A 14066-nucleotide genomic window follows, 5' to 3' on the forward strand; every position below is an offset into this window, starting at 1 on the left:
ACTTTTGCTGGAATTGCTTTAGCCCTGCAGCGAGGCTCCGAGCAGGAGCAGCCCCATGATCATCACCAGCGCCGCCCCGGTGATCTCGATGGCGGTGCCGACGCGCAGCGCCGCCGAGCCGTTGCCGGCGAAGCGCACGGCCGCGCCCTTGGCGGTGACGGCGAGCGTAGCGAGGGTCGAGACCGTGATGGCCGTGCCGATCGACATGGCGAGCACGGCGAGCACGCCGCCGAGATAGAGGCCGTTCAGAAGCGCGAAGCTCAGCACGATGAGCGCGCCCGAGCAGGGGCGCAGTCCCACGGCGACGATGGCCGACCACGCCTCGCGCAGCGCGAAGCGATCGCCCTTCAGCAGCGACGGGTCCGGCGCATGGGCGTGGCCGCAGGTCGAGCAGACTTCGCCCGCATGATGGTGATGATGCGCATGGCCGTGCACCTCGACTGCCTGCACGCCGAGCCTGGAGACGCGGGGGGCGGGGCGGAGCTTGCGGAAGAGAAGCCAGGCTCCGAAGAGGGCGATGAGGGCATAGCTGCCGGTTTCCAGCGCCCGCGTCGCATCCGTCATCGAGACCGTGGTGCCGCGCAGGAAGAGATAGGCGGCGCCCACCAGCAGGATGGCGACGACGCCCTGCAGGATGGAGGAGAGGAAGGAAAGCGCGACACCGCGCTTCAACTCCACCTCGTTTGCCAGCATGTAGGAGGAGATGACCGCCTTGCCGTGGCCGGGGCCGGCGGCATGGAAGACGCCGTAGGCGAAGGAAAGGGTCACGAGCGTCGAGGCCGCCCAGGGGTTCTGGCGCATATCCTTCAGTGCGCCGGTCATCAGCCGGTAGAAGCCCTGCTGCTGCGCGTTGATCCAGGCAAAGAGGCCGCCGAAGGCGCCGGTCGTGTTGAAGCCGGGCTCCGCCGAGCCGATGCCGAGCGGCGACTGGGCGTGGGCGAGGGTTGCCGTCGCCGCGACGGCAAGAGCCAGCGTGACGAGCGAAAGGGCACGGCCGCGACTCAGCATGTGACCTCCAGCCGGGTGGCGAAGAGTTTCGACATGTCGGTGCCGGTCGGGTCGTTGAAGAAGGCGTCGGTCAGGCTGCTCTGGTTCTGCGAGAGCACTTCGTCGGGATCCGGCCGCACCACCTGGTGCTTGCAGGCATCGAGCTTGTCGCCGACGGTCACGAGGTCGCTATCGGAGGCGAAGTCCATCGAGGCATACATGGTGGGATCGTAGACGCCGAAGGTGAGCTTGCCCTTGAGCGGCATGACTTCGCCGGGCTTGACCGTGAAGAACATCAGGAGCTGGCCGTCCTTGAAGTCGACATTGATGACGTCGGGCTTGGCGACCTTCAGCGTCCTGCCGTCCTCGGTGATCGTCGTGTAGTAGTTGAACTCCTCCAGCGATTCGAGCACCGTCTTGCCGACCTCGGCCAGTTCGTCCGGATCGAGCTGGCCGTTGCTGTTCTTGTCGAAATCCATGACGACGCTGGCCGAGAACATCTCGTCGAAGCGCCAGACATTGCGCAGCTCGCTGATCGTGCCCCCTTCATCCGCGACCACCTCCAGCCGGGCTTCGGCGAAGATGTGCGGATGCGCCAGCGCGGCGACGGGGGCAAGAAGGGCCGTGCCGGCGACGAGAAGAGGAAGGAATCGCATGGGTTTTCAAACCTCCCGGGCGGCGTGAATCGGCCGGATGAATGGAACGGAAATGGGTCGGAATTGGGACCTTGCTATGCTTCCACGCCCGGATTGCGGCGGAACCAGGCGTGCAGGAAATCGACGAATGTGCGCACCTTGGCCGGCAGGTAGCGCCGGTGCGGATAGATCGCATAGATGCCGCGGTCCGTCGGAAGATAATCCTCCAGGATCGAGACGATGCGGCCCGAATCGAGGCACGGGCGGGCGATGAAGGCCGGCACCTGCGCGACGCCGAGGCCGCTTGCCGCCGCGCGCACGGCCGCCGTCGGGCTGTTCACCTCGATATGGCCGGCGACCGGAACGGAAAAGCTTGCGCCCTTGTCGTCGATGAAGCGCCAGTTACTGTGCGACCTGCCGTTGGTGTCGATGATGCAGGGCAGGCGGGCGAGATCGCTCGGATGGTTGATCGGGCCGGCATGTTCGAGGAATTCCTCGGTCACGCAGATCTTCAGGTAGAAGTCGCCGAGCTTGCGGGCGATGAGGGCGGAATCCTCCAGCCGCGTGATGCGGATCGCCACGTCGAAGCCTTCCTCGACGAGATCGACGAAGCGGTCGTCCGAGACGATCTCCAGCGAGAGTTCGGGATGCTCGCGGCCGAAATCGATCAGCGACTGGCCGATATCGGCATCGACGAAGGTGCGGGGGGCGGAGACCTTCAGCTTGCCGCGCAGGTCCGTGTTCTTCTCGCGCACGAGATCGGCGAGGTTGTCGATCTCCTTCAGGATGTCGGAGGCGGTGCGGTAATAGGTATGGCCCGCCTCGGTCATCGAGAACTGGCGGGTGGTGCGGTTGAGCAGGAGCGTTCCCAGCTCGTCCTCCAGTTCGCGCACATATTTCGACAGCAGCGCCTTGGACCGGCCGGTCTTGCGCGAGGCGGCGGAAAAGCCTTCGGCGTCGACGACGTCGATAAAGGCCCGGATTCGGGTCAGTGTATCCATGTATCCCCACTTGGCTGCCCGCGCCCATCCCGGCGGGATGCGAGGTCGGCGAGCCTCCGGCCGAAATGCGGTGGCCGGCATGTTATAAACGATCTTCGAAAACCAGTCCGGCGAATGTCGTGGCTGTCACAATATTTTCAATAGCAGCCTGCAAAAAACCTCTTGATTACGACAGCGATTCTTCTTATCTCCGCGCTTGCCCAAAGTCGCACGTGCCTGTGGGTGTCCGCCGACCCTCGATTTGGTGAGGATCATCGGTAAGGTACCTGGACCTAACCGCTCCAGTCGCTATTCCGGCCAACCGGGAAATGCGAGGACATCTTGAAGCAACGACGGTGCGGGCCTTTCTGGTGTCTGCCGGCTTTCCATCAGCCGGGGTTACTGAAGAGGCACACCTTCATTGCCGGAAGTGCGGTCGGGTTTCCCACCAATCCATGGCAGACAAAGCCGAATTGAAGCCTAGGCGGGCTTTGGTTCACCGTTCGCGCATTTGCGCATGCTTGGTTCCGGGGTCTCCACCGGCTGGTTCCAGAGCGTTGCCGCATCTGCCCTTTGTCCTCTGGGGTTTCCCCGGAGCAACCTGGATATGGGGAATACCGAGATGGCTTCTGCACGTATTATCGACTTTCTGAACACCCGACGTCCCGACGGCCCGTGCCTCGTGGTCGACCTCGATGTCGTGCGCGACAACTTCAAGGCCTTCCGCCATGCGTTGCCCGACAGCGCCATCTACTATGCCGTGAAGGCCAACCCGGCGCCGGAAATCCTGCGCCTCCTCGCCTCCATGGGCTCCAACTTCGATTGCGCGTCCGTCGCCGAAATCGAAATGGCGCTCGATGCCGGCGCGACCGCTTCGCGCATCTCCTTCGGCAACACGATCAAGAAGGAACGCGACGTCGCCAAGGCGCATGCGCTCGGCGTCTCGCTCTTCGCCGTCGACAGCCATGAGGAAGTCGAGAAGATTTCGCGTGCCGCCCCCGGCGCCCGCGTGTTCTGCCGCGTCCTCACCGATGGCGAAGGCGCGGAATGGCCGCTGTCGCGCAAGTTCGGCTGCGTGCCGCAGATGGCCGTCGACGTGCTCGTCTACGCGCACCAGCTCGGCCTCACGTCCTACGGCGTCTCGTTCCATGTCGGCTCGCAGATGACGAAGCTCGACGCCTGGGATTCGGCCCTTGCCGATGCCAAGCGCGTCTTCGTGCAGCTTGCCAAGCAGGGCATCGAGCTGAAGATGGTCAACATGGGCGGCGGCTTCCCGACGAAGTACCTGCGCGACGTTCCGTCCGCCGAAGCCTATGGCCAGGCGATCTTCGGTGCGCTGAAGAAGCACTTCGGCAACCAGATCCCGGAAACCATCATCGAGCCGGGCCGCGGCATGGTCGGCAATGCGGGTGTGATCAAGGCGGAAGTCGTCCTCGTCTCGAAGAAGTCGGACAACGACAACCACCGTTGGGTCTTCCTCGATATCGGCAAGTTCGGCGGCCTCGCCGAAACCATGGACGAGGCGATCCGCTACCCGATCCGCACCGAGCGCGACGCGGACGAGATGGAGCCCTGCGTGCTCGCCGGCCCGACCTGCGATTCGGCCGACGTGATGTACGAGAAGAACATGTATCCGCTGCCGATCACCCTTTCGATCGGCGACGAGGTTCTGATCGAGGGCACCGGCGCCTATACGACGACCTATTCGGCCGTCGCCTTCAACGGCTTCGAGCCGCTCAAGGCTTACGTCATCTGACGACCGGGCGCTCCCGTCCCTGCGGGAGCGCCAGCTTCACAATCAGTTTTCGATACCGTTTGAATCGGTTTTGAGTTCGGGAGGCCAAGATGGCCACTGTTCTTGATTCTGTCCGCGCGTTCTTCGCGCATGCCGCCTTCACCATCGACCGGGAAAATGCCGGCGACGTCGTCGCGCGCGAGCGCCTGCTCGACCGCGTCATGGGCGAGGCCCGCTTCCGCAAGTCCTCGGAAAAGCTGCGCCGGGGCCGCCTGCCGGCCGAAGGCCTCGCCCTCGTCGCGCGCGATGCGGATGGCCATGTCATCGGGACGGTGCGCCTGTGGGATGTCGAGGCGGGTGTCGATGCCGATGGCAATGCCGTGCCGGCCTTGCTGCTCGGCCCGCTCGCCGTCGATTGCGCGCATGAGGGCAAGGGCATCGGCGGTGCGCTGATGCGCGCGGCGATCACCGAGGCCCGCGACCGCGGGCACGGCGCGGTGCTGCTGGTCGGCGATCCGGAATATTACGAGCGCTTCGGTTTCTTCGCCGACAGGGCGCAGCATTTCGTCATGCCCGGCCCCTTCGAGCGCCGCCGCTTCCTGGCGCTGGAGCTGAAGGACGGCTGGCTGGCCGGCGCGGCCGGCATGCTCGTCGCAAGCGGCCGGCGTCTTTCGGCGCCGTTGCGCAAGGCGGCTTGACCCCGCGCAATTTGACTTTTCCGGTTTGCTGCGTTATCAGGACGGCAGGGTGAGAGCCCCTGCCGTCCGCGAGCGCAAGCTTTGGTGAAGTCTCTCTCAGAAACGATCGGTCTTCCAGCATCAGGCATGCGAACCGGCGGCAATGCGGACTCCCTCCGAAACGACGCATGCACCGACTGGAGAGACGACATGCGTCCATCATCGACGCCACTACCATCCCTCGACGCCCTGAAGGACCAGGCGAAGCGGCTGCGCGCGCGCTTTTCCGCCGAGGGGCAGGACATTTCCCATTCCCGCGCACTGGAGCTGATCGCCGCGCAATACGGCTTTCGCGACTGGAACACGCTGCATGCCGCCGTCGGCAACCGGCCGCCCTTCGATCCGTGGATGCTGGGCTCGCGCGTGCGGGGCCACTATCTCGGCCAGCCGTTCGATGCGGAGGTTCTCGGCATTCAGGCGATCACCAGCCAGCCGGGCCGCTACCGCATGACGCTGCATTTCGACGAGCCGGTGGATGTGGTGACCTTCGAAAGTTTCTCGGCCTTCCGCCAGCGCGTGAGCTGCACCATCGACGAGACGGGGCGGACCATCGAGAAGACCTCGAACGGCCGGCCGCATCTCGAACTCGAATGGTGAGCCTCAGAACGAGCCCGAGAGCCGCATCGCGAGGCCGTCGACCTTGAAGTCGGCGGCCTTGTCCGTTTCGCGGCGGACGAGGTGGCTGTATTCCAGCGCCACGGCCGCGCCCTTCGCCAGCGTATAGGTGAGGGTCGCGGTCGTCGCGGTCGTGTGGGTGCGGTAGTCGTAGTAGAGCCAGTCGCTATAGGCGTGTTCGAAGGCAAGGCCGAGCTTGAGCTTTTCCGTCAGCGCCGTTTCCAGCGAGAGGCCGACCGTGCGCACGTCCTCGCCGAGCGGGTCGTCGATATCGGCGAGCTGGATGTCGCGCGCGAGCTTTGCCTTGAAGATGGTGTCGCGCGGGAGCTGGACGGCAAGTTCCGCTTTCAGGAAGGGGCGGCTTTGCTCGACCGTCCTGCCGAGTTCCGGGCTGCCGATGCGCAGGACGCCGGCCTCGGCCATCAGCGTGACGGCCTCGGCGAAGGTGCGGCCATAGGCCAGCGAGCCGCGCAGCGCATGGGCGGGATAGCGGCCGAGCCGGTCCTGCTGGCCGGCGGGGATGCGGTTCGTGCGATACTGCAGCGTCGCGCCGATCTCGCCGCCGAGAAGCGGCCGGATATGGCCGGCGGTGAGGTCGAAGAGCCGGTTGTCGGCCTCGAGCTGCGTGCGGGGCAGGCCGGCCAGCGTGAAATCCACCTTGCCCCGGTCGAGGCTGGAAAGGGCGGCGGTGAAATGGCTCTTGCCGCCGCCATGCTCGGCGGTGATGCCGGCGCTCGCGGCGCCGGCGATATCGGCCTTGCTGTAGCCGATCAGGAGGCCGGGCAGGGCGAGGAAGAGATCGCCGTCCCGCCGGTGCTCGATACCGGCCTTGAGGGTGAGCTTCACGCCCTCGCCGAGCTCGCGCATATAGCCGATCTCGACGCCCGCCCGCCGCTCGTCGGCGAAATGGTAGCGCGCGATGCGCCGGACGCTCGCCGTCAGGCCATAGGCGAGCTGCGCGTCCTCCAGCGAAAGGCTGCCGCGAAAGGCGAGCTTCGCCTCGCCGAAAGGAGAGGAAAGCAGTGTCGGATCCTTGAAAACATTCGAGGTGCGCCCGCCGCCTATACTGTAATCGACGGTTGAATCGGCAATTGCCGGGTTGCAGAAAGCGACGATCAATGCCGCACAAAGCAAGCCATGAAGAGAACGCATCGGTTTCTGCCCCTGTCCGTTTCTGGAACGGAATCCTAGGGTTGCATGGTTAAAAATTCTTCCAATGGTTGAAATTCAACCGTGTAATGCAATTTTATATACTATAAATTGTATGAGGTCAGGAATTGTTAAACTTGTCGACGTTATGGTTAACTCTTTGCCATGATTGGCAAATCGGGTTGAGTAAAGCGGTGCTTATATTACTCTCGATTGTGCATCAATGAGGTGCACAACCAAAGGAGAGAGATCATGAACAAGACCCGCATCATCGTCATCGCAACCGTCATCGCTCTTGCCGGCGCCAGCCAGGCTTCCGCCGGCGGCCTGCTCGGCCTCGGCATCCTCAGCGGCAACAACACCAAGGCGGGCGGCATCGTCATCGCCCCCAGCGTCGGCGTCGGCAATATCCTCAGCGACAACGACAATAACAAGGTGCTGAACGGCGTGCTCAACAACAGCCTCAACGGCACGCTGTCGGGCATCCTGAACGGCAATGCCCTCGGCATCCTCGGCGGCGGCAGCGACTGCGGCTGCAAGTCCCGTAAACACTGACCGCACCTCCCCCCGCCCTGTCCCTGCGGCCAGTGGGCCCGGGAGAGCTCCGCTCTCCCGGGTTTTCGATTGCCGGGGAGGGGGATCAGTCGATCCGCTGGTCCATCGTCACGGCCGGCATCTCGCCGGCGCCGTGGGTGCGCACGACCTTTGCCGGAACGCCGGCGACGGTGCTGTAGGGAGGAACGGCCTCGAGCACGACGCTGCCGGCCGCCACCTTGCTATAGGCGCCGACCTCGATATTGCCGAGGACCTTCGCGCCGGCGCCGATGAGGACGCCGCGACGGATCTTCGGATGGCGGTCGCCCTTGTCGCGGCCGGAGCCGCCGAGCGTGACGTGCTGCAGCATGGAGACGTCGTCCTCGACGACCGCCGTTTCGCCGATCACGATGCCGAGGCCATGGTCGAGCATGATGCCGCGGCCGATCCGCGCGCCGGGATGGATATCCAGCCCGAAGACGAGGGAGGCCTGCGAGGAGAGCCAGCGGGCCGCCTCGATCCTGCCGTCCCGCCACAGGCGGTGGGAGAAGCGGTGGACCTGCAGGGCCTGGAAACCCTTGAAATTGAGAAGGGCGACGAGCGGATCGGGGCTTGCCGGGTCGCGCGAGACGACCGCCGCGATGTCGGCTTCCGTCTCGCCGAGAAGCGTTTCGTCCCCGACGGAGGAGAGGATCTGCGCGGCGAGCGCCCGGTCGCCTGGGGAATGGGAAAGGCGCGCGGCGAGCGCGCCGATCAGCATCTGCCGGCCGGTGGAGGCCCTGAGGACCGGCATCATGAATTCGGCGAGATAGGGCTGCTCCAGCGCGCGGCGTTCGGCGGCCGCGTGGACCTCGGCCCAGACGGTGCTTTCCGGCCAGCCCTTGGCCGGAAACGCGTGGAGGCTCGCCTCGGGCATGGCTCTTCCTGTTCCTATCCCGCGAGGTCGATGACGCCGCAATCGCCGGCTTCGCTGGCGAAGGCGAGAAGCTTGCCGTTGCGGCTCCAGGCCATGGAGGTGACGGCGCCCTTGCCGGGCCGGCGCAGCAGCACCTCGCGGCTGTCGGCGAAGCGGGCGGCGAGCACCATGCCGTCGGAATAGCCGATGGCGACGACGTCCTCGCCCGGATGGCAGGCGACGGCCGTGACCATGACATCGGCGCGGGTGCCGAGTTCGAGCGGCGGCTTGCCCATCGGGCCGTCCTTGGCCGAGAAGGGCCAGACGATGGCGGCCGGTGCACCCGACGAGGCGAGCCACTTGCCCTTGGCGGACCAGGAAAGCGACTTCACCTTGGCCGGATAGCCGGTCATGCGCATGTGGCGGGTCTCGGCGCCGGGCTTGGCATCGAGCTTCCAGCCGTGCAGGGCGTTTTCCTGCATGCTGGTGACGACGAAGCGGCCGTCCGGCGAGAAGGTGATGCCGGTATGCGCGCCCTTCCATTCGAGATCGACCGGCGGAGCGGCCATGGCGACCCAGTGCAGCGACGCGCCGTTGTAGCGGGCGACGCCGATGCGCAGGCCCTTCGGCGCGAAGGCGATGCCCTCGACCGAGCGGGCCTCGGTGAATTCCTTGATCGTGCCGTCGGCAAGGCGAACGCGCGCGGTGCGGCCTTCCGCGAAGCCGACCGCGCCCTGCGGGCCGGCGGCGACGACGGAAATCCACTTGCGCGGCACTTCGGCCAGAAGCGTCGCGCTGCCGTCGGCGGCGATGCGCAGCACCTTGCCGTCCTCGCCGCCGGTGACCAGCGTGTCGTTCGCCTCGTCGCGCACGCAGGCGAGCAGGCCGTCATGGGCCTCGGTGACCTTCTCGCCCTGGTCGAGGCGGTGGATGGCGCCGGAGGCGGTGGCGAAGAACGGCACGTCGCCGAGGAAGGCGGCCGCGATGACGTGGCCGTCGAGATCGAGAGGCGCGACTGTCGGCATTATCGGGTCTTTTCCTTCACGCTTTCCGGCATCATGCTTTCTGCGCCTCACAGGCCTTGAACGTGCGCTCGATCTTCTCGCGGTCGAGATCGCGGCCGATGAAGACGAGGCGGCTTTCGCGCGTCTCGCCGTCCTTCCAGGCGCGCTGGTGGTCGCCCTCGACGATCATGTGCACGCCCTGCACGACATAGCGCTCGTCATCGCCGGCAAAGGCGATGATGCCCTTGAGGCGCAGGATGTTCGGGCCGTCCGTCTGGGTGATCTTCTGGATCCAGGGGAAGAAGCGCTCGGGGTTCATCTCGCCGCCGCGCAGCGAGATCGACTGTACCGTCACGTCATGGATCGGCGAGACGCCGTGGTCGTGGTCGTGGTGATGGTGGTCATGATCGTGGTGGTGATGGCCGTGATCATGATCATGATGGTGGTGATCGTGGTCGTGATCATGGTGATGATGGTCATGGCCGCAATCCGGGCCGCAGACATGGTCCGGGTGATCGTGGTCGAGGAAATGCGGATCGTTCTCCAGCGCCCGTTCCAGGTTGAACGCGCCCTGGTCGAGAACCTTGGTGAGGTCGATTTCCGAACGGGTCGTGCGGTGGATGCGGGCGGACGGGTTGATGGCGCGCACCGTGGCCTCGACCCGGGCGAGCTCTTCCGGGCTCACGAGGTCGGTCTTGTTGACGAGCACGACGTCGGCGAAGGCGATCTGGTCCTCGGCCTCGCGGCTGTCCTTCAGGCGCAGCGGCAGGTGCTTGGCGTCGACGAGGGCGACCACGGCGTCGAGCTCGGTCTTCTGGCGCACGTCGTCGTCCATGAAGAAGGTCTGGGCGACCGGCACCGGATCGGCAAGGCCGGTGGTCTCGACGATGATGGCGTCGAAGCGGCCGGGGCGGCGCATCAGGCCTTCCACCACGCGGATCAGGTCGCCGCGCACGGTGCAGCAGATGCAGCCGTTGTTCATCTCGTAGATTTCCTCGTCCGACTCGACGATCAGGTCGTTGTCGATGCCGATCTCGCCGAACTCGTTGACGATGACGGCGTATTTCTTGCCGTGGTTGTCGGTGAGGATGCGGTTCAGCAGCGTCGTCTTGCCGGCGCCGAGATAGCCGGTGAGCACGGTGACGGGAATGGGCTTGGGAAGGGCTGTTTCGGTCATGGGAACCTCGAAGGATGATCGGACGCCAGGGTCCGTCGCTGGCATTGATATAGGAGATCGAAGGGGCCAGCGCAAATCCCCGCGCGGCATGATCCGACGTTAACGGAGCGACCCGACGTCGAAGGCCGCGACGTCCTCCAGAAGCGCGACGAGGCCGCGCACCGCATGGGCGAGCAGCGCCTCGCCCTTCTCCGCCGTCGCGGCGCTTGCATTGCCCGCGACGCCCTTCGGGTTGAGGTCGGACATCTTCCAGCCGAAGGCATGCGGGCCATAGGCGCGCAGATGCGCGAAGCGTGCGGCGAACTCGGCCTGCCGCGAGCCGAAGCGCTCGGCCTTGTCCATGCGGACAAGCTCGGGGTGGAGTGCGAGCATGACGGAGGTCTCTATATCGCCGCCGTGGATGTCGATGGCCTTGTCCTCCGGCGATATCCAGCCCTCCGGCTGGCCGAAGCGGGTCCAGGCGGTGGCGACGACCAGCATGTTGAGCCGGATGCGTGCCTCGGTCGCGACGATGGTCATCAGGGGCGAGTTGCCGCCATGGGCGTTGAGCAGCACGAGCTTGCGGATGCCGAAGCGGTCGAGGTCCTCCGCGATGCGCAGCCAGCGCTCGATCGCCTCGCCATAGCCGAGCGAGCGGGTGCCCGGCACGTCGAGATGCTCCGGCGAATAGCCGACGGGTTCGGCCGGCAGGGTGGTGACGGGCAGGTGCGGCGGCAGCACGGCCATCAGCCTGGCGGCGACGCCCTCCGCAATCAGCGTGTCGGTCTCCAGCGGCAGGTGGGGGCCGTGGCCCTCATGGGCGCCGAGCGGAAGGACCGCGATCCAGTCTTCGCGGTCTTCCGGCGTGAGCATGGGGTCGTTCTCGATCCACCGCATCTTGGGATGCGCCATGGCGTCTCTCCGATCCTTACTTGCCGCCAGCCTTGGTCCTCTGTCATACAAGGCCGCGCCCATGATGCAAGGGCGGTGCAGGAGGCGATGCATGGGCAAGAAGCACAAGGATGGCAAGGACGGCAAGAAGGTCAAGAAGAAGAAATCGCACGAGGCGGTCTCGGGTGCCGGGCTTGCCGCCGCGGTCGTCAATGCGGCGCGCTCCATGCGCACGGTGCTTTCGCGCAATCTTCTGGCGACGGGCCTTTATGCCGGGCAGGACGGCGTGATCCTGGCGCTTGCCGAGGAGGGCGGGCTGACGGCCGGGGCGCTCGCCACGCGGCTCGGCGTCAAGGCGCCGACCATGACGCGCACCATCGGCCGGCTTGAGGCGCAGGGTTTCGTCGAGCGCAAGCCCGACGAGATGGACGGGCGCCTCACCGTCGTGCATCTCACCGAGGCCGGGCGCGCCTCCGTCGACCACATCACCGAGGCCGGCCGGCTCAGCGAGCGGCAGGCCGCCGACGGGCTCAGCGAGAAGGACGTGCGCAATCTCCTCAAGCTGCTGCGCGCCATGGACGAGAACCTGCATGCCGGTCTGCCGGATGCGGCCCGAGACGGCGAAAAGCCTGTTGCCGACGACATTTAAACTGTTTAAATAAACGGTTTTAAAGCCGCGTTGCTGCGTGATCGTCGGGGAGGGGTCGTGGCTCAGAAAATCAAGCTTTCCACCATCGCGGAGACGCTCGGCGTTTCCACGGCGACGGTATCGCTTGCGCTCAGGGACAGTCCGCTCGTCGCGGCCGCCACGCGCGACCGGATCAAGGAACAGGCGCGCGCGCTCGGCTATATCTACAACCGCCGCGCGGCGAGCCTGCGCACCTCCCGCTCCGGCATCATCGGCGTCGTCGTGCACGACATCATGAACCCGTTCTATGCGGAAATCCTCAAGGCCATCGAGAGCGAGCTCGACCGCGACCGGCAGACCTTCATCCTCTCCAACCACTACGATTCGGTGGAGAAACAGCGCAATTTCGTCGAGACACTGCTGCAGCTCGGCGGCGACGGGGTGATCATGTCGCCGGCCATCGGCACGCCGCCGGAGGATATCCAGCTCGCCGAGGACAACGGCATGCCGGCGATCCTGATCGCGCGTTCCATCGACGGCCTCGACGTGCCGATCTTCCGCGGCGACGACAGCTACGGCATCTCGCTCGCTACCAATCACCTGATCGGCCTCGGCCACCGCACCATCGCCATGGTCGGCGGCACGGACCAGACCTCCACCGGCCGCGACCGCTACCAGGGCTATGTCAACGCGCTGCGCAAGGCCAATATCGAGGTCGATCCCGGCCTTCGCATTCCGGGCCCGCGCACCAAGCAGGGCGGCTTCGAGGCGGCGGTGCATTTTCTCTCGCTGCCGCAGAAGCCGACCGCGGCCGTCTGTTGGAACGACCTCGTCGCCATCGGCCTGATGAACGGCATCGCCCGCGCCGGCCTCGTGCCCGGCCGCGACGTCTCCGTCACCGGCTATGACGACCTGGAGGAGGCGGCGATCGCCACGCCCGCCCTCACCACCGTCTGGAACGGCCAGTCGGAGGTCGGGCGCAACGCCGCCCGCGCGCTTCTCGACAAGCTCTCCGGCAGCCACGAGCCGGACGGCATCCACCTCATCAAGCCGGAAATGCGCATCCGGCAATCGACCGGACCGCTGAAGCCGCATCCGGAAGGCTGAGGCATTTCAGACCGAGGGAGCTTTCGCCATGGCGGCCAAGACACGCATTCTCGTGCCCGGAACGATCCGCGAGCGGGTGCTCGACCGTCTGAAGGATACGTTCGACATCGTGCGCATCGAGAAGGCCGATCCTGCGCTTCTCGCCCGTTCCGAGGCGGCGAGCATTTCGGGCGTCGCCGTTTCCGGCAGCTTCGATGCGGCGATGATCGAGCACCTGCCTTCGCTGGAGATCATCGCGAGCTTCGGCGTCGGCTATGACGGCGTCGACGTGGCGGCCGCCGCCGGGCGCGGCGTCGTCGTGACCAATACGCCGGACGTGCTGAACGACGAGGTGGCGGATACCACCGTCGGGCTTCTCATCAACACGGTGCGCCGCCTGCCGCAGGCCGAAACCTGGCTGCGCGAAGGGCGCTGGACGCGGGAGGGCGCGTTCCCGCTGACGCCGCTCAGCCTGCGCGGGCGACGGGCCGGCATCTACGGCCTCGGCCGCATCGGCCTTGCCATCGCCGAGCGGCTGAAGGGTTTTGGCATCGAGATCGCCTATCACACGCGGCGGCCGCGCGAGGGCGTGCCCTATGCCTACTATCCCTCGCTGGTGGAGCTGGCGGAGGCCGTCGACATCCTGATCGCCATCGTGCCGAAGACGGCGGAGACGCACCTGACGATCGATGCGGCGGTGCTGCGCGCGCTCGGGCCGAACGGCGTGCTGATCAATGTCGGGCGCGGCTGGACGGTCGACGAGGCGGCGCTTGCCGCCGCTCTCCACGATGGCGTCATCGCCGCGGCGGGCCTCGATGTCTTCTATGACGAGCCGAACGTGCCGGAGGCGCTGCTTTCCGCGCCCAACGCCACGCTGCTGCCGCATGTCGCCTCGGCGTCCGTCGTGACGCGCGATGCGATGGCCGATCTCGTCGCCGACAATCTCCTCTCCTGGTTCGGGCGCGGCGCGGCCCTGACGCCGGTGCCGGAAACGCCCCTGTCGCGAAAAACCGGGTAGGGGCGAGAAAGCCTTC

General features: G+C 66.0%; 15 protein-coding genes. 7 read left to right on the forward strand and 8 right to left on the reverse strand.

Going from position 1 to position 14066, the window contains the following annotated elements:
* Positions 1-18: 18 nt before the first annotated feature.
* The 3 genes from DSD28_RS11915 to DSD28_RS11925 form a co-directional block, all read right to left on the reverse strand.
* Positions 19-1008, reverse strand: coding sequence for a nickel/cobalt transporter (locus tag DSD28_RS11915; RefSeq protein WP_119256616.1), 990 nt, complete (start codon positions 1006-1008; stop codon positions 19-21).
* Positions 1002-1643 carry a DUF1007 family protein gene (locus tag DSD28_RS11920; RefSeq protein WP_119256617.1) on the reverse strand — a complete coding sequence of 214 codons (642 nt, stop codon included), beginning with the start codon at positions 1641-1643 and terminating at the stop codon, positions 1002-1004. The genes DSD28_RS11915 and DSD28_RS11920 overlap by 7 nt, the downstream gene beginning before the upstream one ends.
* Positions 1644-1717: 74 nt before the next feature.
* Positions 1718-2623: a LysR family transcriptional regulator gene (locus tag DSD28_RS11925; protein WP_119256618.1), complete on the reverse strand. Its 906-nt coding sequence runs from the start codon at positions 2621-2623 to the stop codon at positions 1718-1720.
* Positions 2624-3224: 601 nt separating this feature from the next.
* Here DSD28_RS11925 and odc2 point away from each other — a divergent pair.
* From odc2 to DSD28_RS11940, 3 genes are all read left to right on the forward strand, one after another.
* Entirely contained in the window at positions 3225-4358 is a 1134-nt protein-coding gene (gene odc2, locus DSD28_RS11930) for an ornithine/lysine decarboxylase (protein ID WP_119256619.1), read from the forward strand.
* 89 nt (positions 4359-4447) lie between these two features.
* Positions 4448-5035, forward strand: a complete 588-nt coding sequence (locus DSD28_RS11935; protein WP_119256620.1) for a GNAT family N-acetyltransferase — start codon at positions 4448-4450, stop codon at positions 5033-5035.
* A gap of 189 nt (positions 5036-5224) precedes the next feature.
* Complete coding sequence (locus DSD28_RS11940; RefSeq protein ID WP_119256621.1) at positions 5225-5671, forward strand: glyoxalase superfamily protein; 447 nt, start codon at positions 5225-5227, stop codon at positions 5669-5671.
* A gap of 3 nt (positions 5672-5674) precedes the next feature.
* Here DSD28_RS11940 and DSD28_RS11945 read toward each other — a convergent pair whose 3' ends face one another.
* On the reverse strand, positions 5675-6841 hold the full coding sequence (locus DSD28_RS11945; RefSeq protein WP_162911364.1) for a hypothetical protein: 1167 nt from the start codon (positions 6839-6841) through the stop codon (positions 5675-5677).
* A gap of 249 nt (positions 6842-7090) precedes the next feature.
* Here DSD28_RS11945 and DSD28_RS11950 point away from each other — a divergent pair, with 249 nt between their 5' ends.
* Positions 7091-7393, forward strand: a complete 303-nt coding sequence (locus DSD28_RS11950; protein WP_119256623.1) for a hypothetical protein — start codon at positions 7091-7093, stop codon at positions 7391-7393.
* Positions 7394-7478: 85 nt separating this feature from the next.
* Here the strand turns inward: DSD28_RS11950 and cysE are convergent, their stop codons facing one another.
* The 4 genes from cysE to DSD28_RS11970 form a co-directional block, all read right to left on the reverse strand.
* Positions 7479-8288, reverse strand: a complete 810-nt coding sequence (gene cysE, locus DSD28_RS11955) for a serine O-acetyltransferase (protein ID WP_119256624.1) — start codon at positions 8286-8288, stop codon at positions 7479-7481.
* A gap of 14 nt (positions 8289-8302) precedes the next feature.
* The gene (locus tag DSD28_RS11960) at positions 8303-9292 is read right to left on the reverse strand and encodes a WD40 repeat domain-containing protein (protein WP_119256625.1); all 990 of its coding nucleotides are present in this window, start codon (positions 9290-9292) and stop codon (positions 8303-8305) included.
* A 31-nt stretch (positions 9293-9323) separates the two neighbouring features.
* A complete protein-coding gene (locus tag DSD28_RS11965) occupies positions 9324-10448 on the reverse strand; it encodes a CobW family GTP-binding protein (RefSeq protein WP_119256626.1) in 1125 nt (374 codons plus the stop codon).
* 99 nt (positions 10449-10547) lie between these two features.
* On the reverse strand, positions 10548-11339 hold the full coding sequence (locus tag DSD28_RS11970; protein WP_119256627.1) for a creatininase family protein: 792 nt from the start codon (positions 11337-11339) through the stop codon (positions 10548-10550).
* A 91-nt stretch (positions 11340-11430) separates the two neighbouring features.
* Between DSD28_RS11970 and DSD28_RS11975 the strand changes: the two genes are divergently transcribed.
* Genes DSD28_RS11975 through DSD28_RS11985 form a run of 3 tightly spaced genes read left to right on the forward strand, consistent with a single transcriptional unit; the run spans position 11431 to position 14050 of the window.
* Entirely contained in the window at positions 11431-11967 is a 537-nt protein-coding gene (locus DSD28_RS11975) for a MarR family winged helix-turn-helix transcriptional regulator (RefSeq protein WP_119256628.1), read from the forward strand.
* 57 nt (positions 11968-12024) lie between these two features.
* Positions 12025-13053: a LacI family DNA-binding transcriptional regulator gene (locus tag DSD28_RS11980; RefSeq protein ID WP_119256629.1), complete on the forward strand. Its 1029-nt coding sequence runs from the start codon at positions 12025-12027 to the stop codon at positions 13051-13053.
* A 28-nt stretch (positions 13054-13081) separates the two neighbouring features.
* Complete coding sequence (locus DSD28_RS11985) at positions 13082-14050, forward strand: 2-hydroxyacid dehydrogenase (protein ID WP_119256630.1); 969 nt, start codon at positions 13082-13084, stop codon at positions 14048-14050.
* Positions 14051-14066 lie beyond the last annotated feature (16 nt).

The sequence above is a fragment of the Shinella zoogloeoides genome (assembly GCF_003574625.1).
Taxonomy (GTDB): domain Bacteria; phylum Pseudomonadota; class Alphaproteobacteria; order Rhizobiales; family Rhizobiaceae; genus Shinella; species Shinella zoogloeoides_A.

What these genes read in the sequence shown, in the direction of transcription:
- DSD28_RS11915 (WP_119256616.1), bottom strand. Translation starts at nt 1,008, where the DNA reads ATGCTGAGTCGCGGCCGTGCCCTTTCGCTCGTCACGCTGGCTCTTGCC.
- DSD28_RS11985 (WP_119256630.1), top strand. Translation starts at nt 13,082, where the DNA reads ATGGCGGCCAAGACACGCATTCTCGTGCCCGGAACGATCCGCGAGCGG.
- DSD28_RS11940 (WP_119256621.1), top strand. Translation starts at nt 5,225, where the DNA reads ATGCGTCCATCATCGACGCCACTACCATCCCTCGACGCCCTGAAGGAC.
- DSD28_RS11975 (WP_119256628.1), top strand. Translation starts at nt 11,431, where the DNA reads ATGGGCAAGAAGCACAAGGATGGCAAGGACGGCAAGAAGGTCAAGAAG.
- cysE (WP_119256624.1), bottom strand. Translation starts at nt 8,288, where the DNA reads ATGCCCGAGGCGAGCCTCCACGCGTTTCCGGCCAAGGGCTGGCCGGAA.
- DSD28_RS11920 (WP_119256617.1), bottom strand. Translation starts at nt 1,643, where the DNA reads ATGCGATTCCTTCCTCTTCTCGTCGCCGGCACGGCCCTTCTTGCCCCC.
- DSD28_RS11945 (WP_162911364.1), bottom strand. Translation starts at nt 6,841, where the DNA reads ATGCGTTCTCTTCATGGCTTGCTTTGTGCGGCATTGATCGTCGCTTTC.
- DSD28_RS11950 (WP_119256623.1), top strand. Translation starts at nt 7,091, where the DNA reads ATGAACAAGACCCGCATCATCGTCATCGCAACCGTCATCGCTCTTGCC.
- DSD28_RS11965 (WP_119256626.1), bottom strand. Translation starts at nt 10,448, where the DNA reads ATGACCGAAACAGCCCTTCCCAAGCCCATTCCCGTCACCGTGCTCACC.
- DSD28_RS11935 (WP_119256620.1), top strand. Translation starts at nt 4,448, where the DNA reads ATGGCCACTGTTCTTGATTCTGTCCGCGCGTTCTTCGCGCATGCCGCC.
- DSD28_RS11925 (WP_119256618.1), bottom strand. Translation starts at nt 2,623, where the DNA reads ATGGATACACTGACCCGAATCCGGGCCTTTATCGACGTCGTCGACGCC.
- DSD28_RS11970 (WP_119256627.1), bottom strand. Translation starts at nt 11,339, where the DNA reads ATGGCGCATCCCAAGATGCGGTGGATCGAGAACGACCCCATGCTCACG.
- DSD28_RS11960 (WP_119256625.1), bottom strand. Translation starts at nt 9,292, where the DNA reads ATGCCGACAGTCGCGCCTCTCGATCTCGACGGCCACGTCATCGCGGCC.
- odc2 (WP_119256619.1), top strand. Translation starts at nt 3,225, where the DNA reads ATGGCTTCTGCACGTATTATCGACTTTCTGAACACCCGACGTCCCGAC.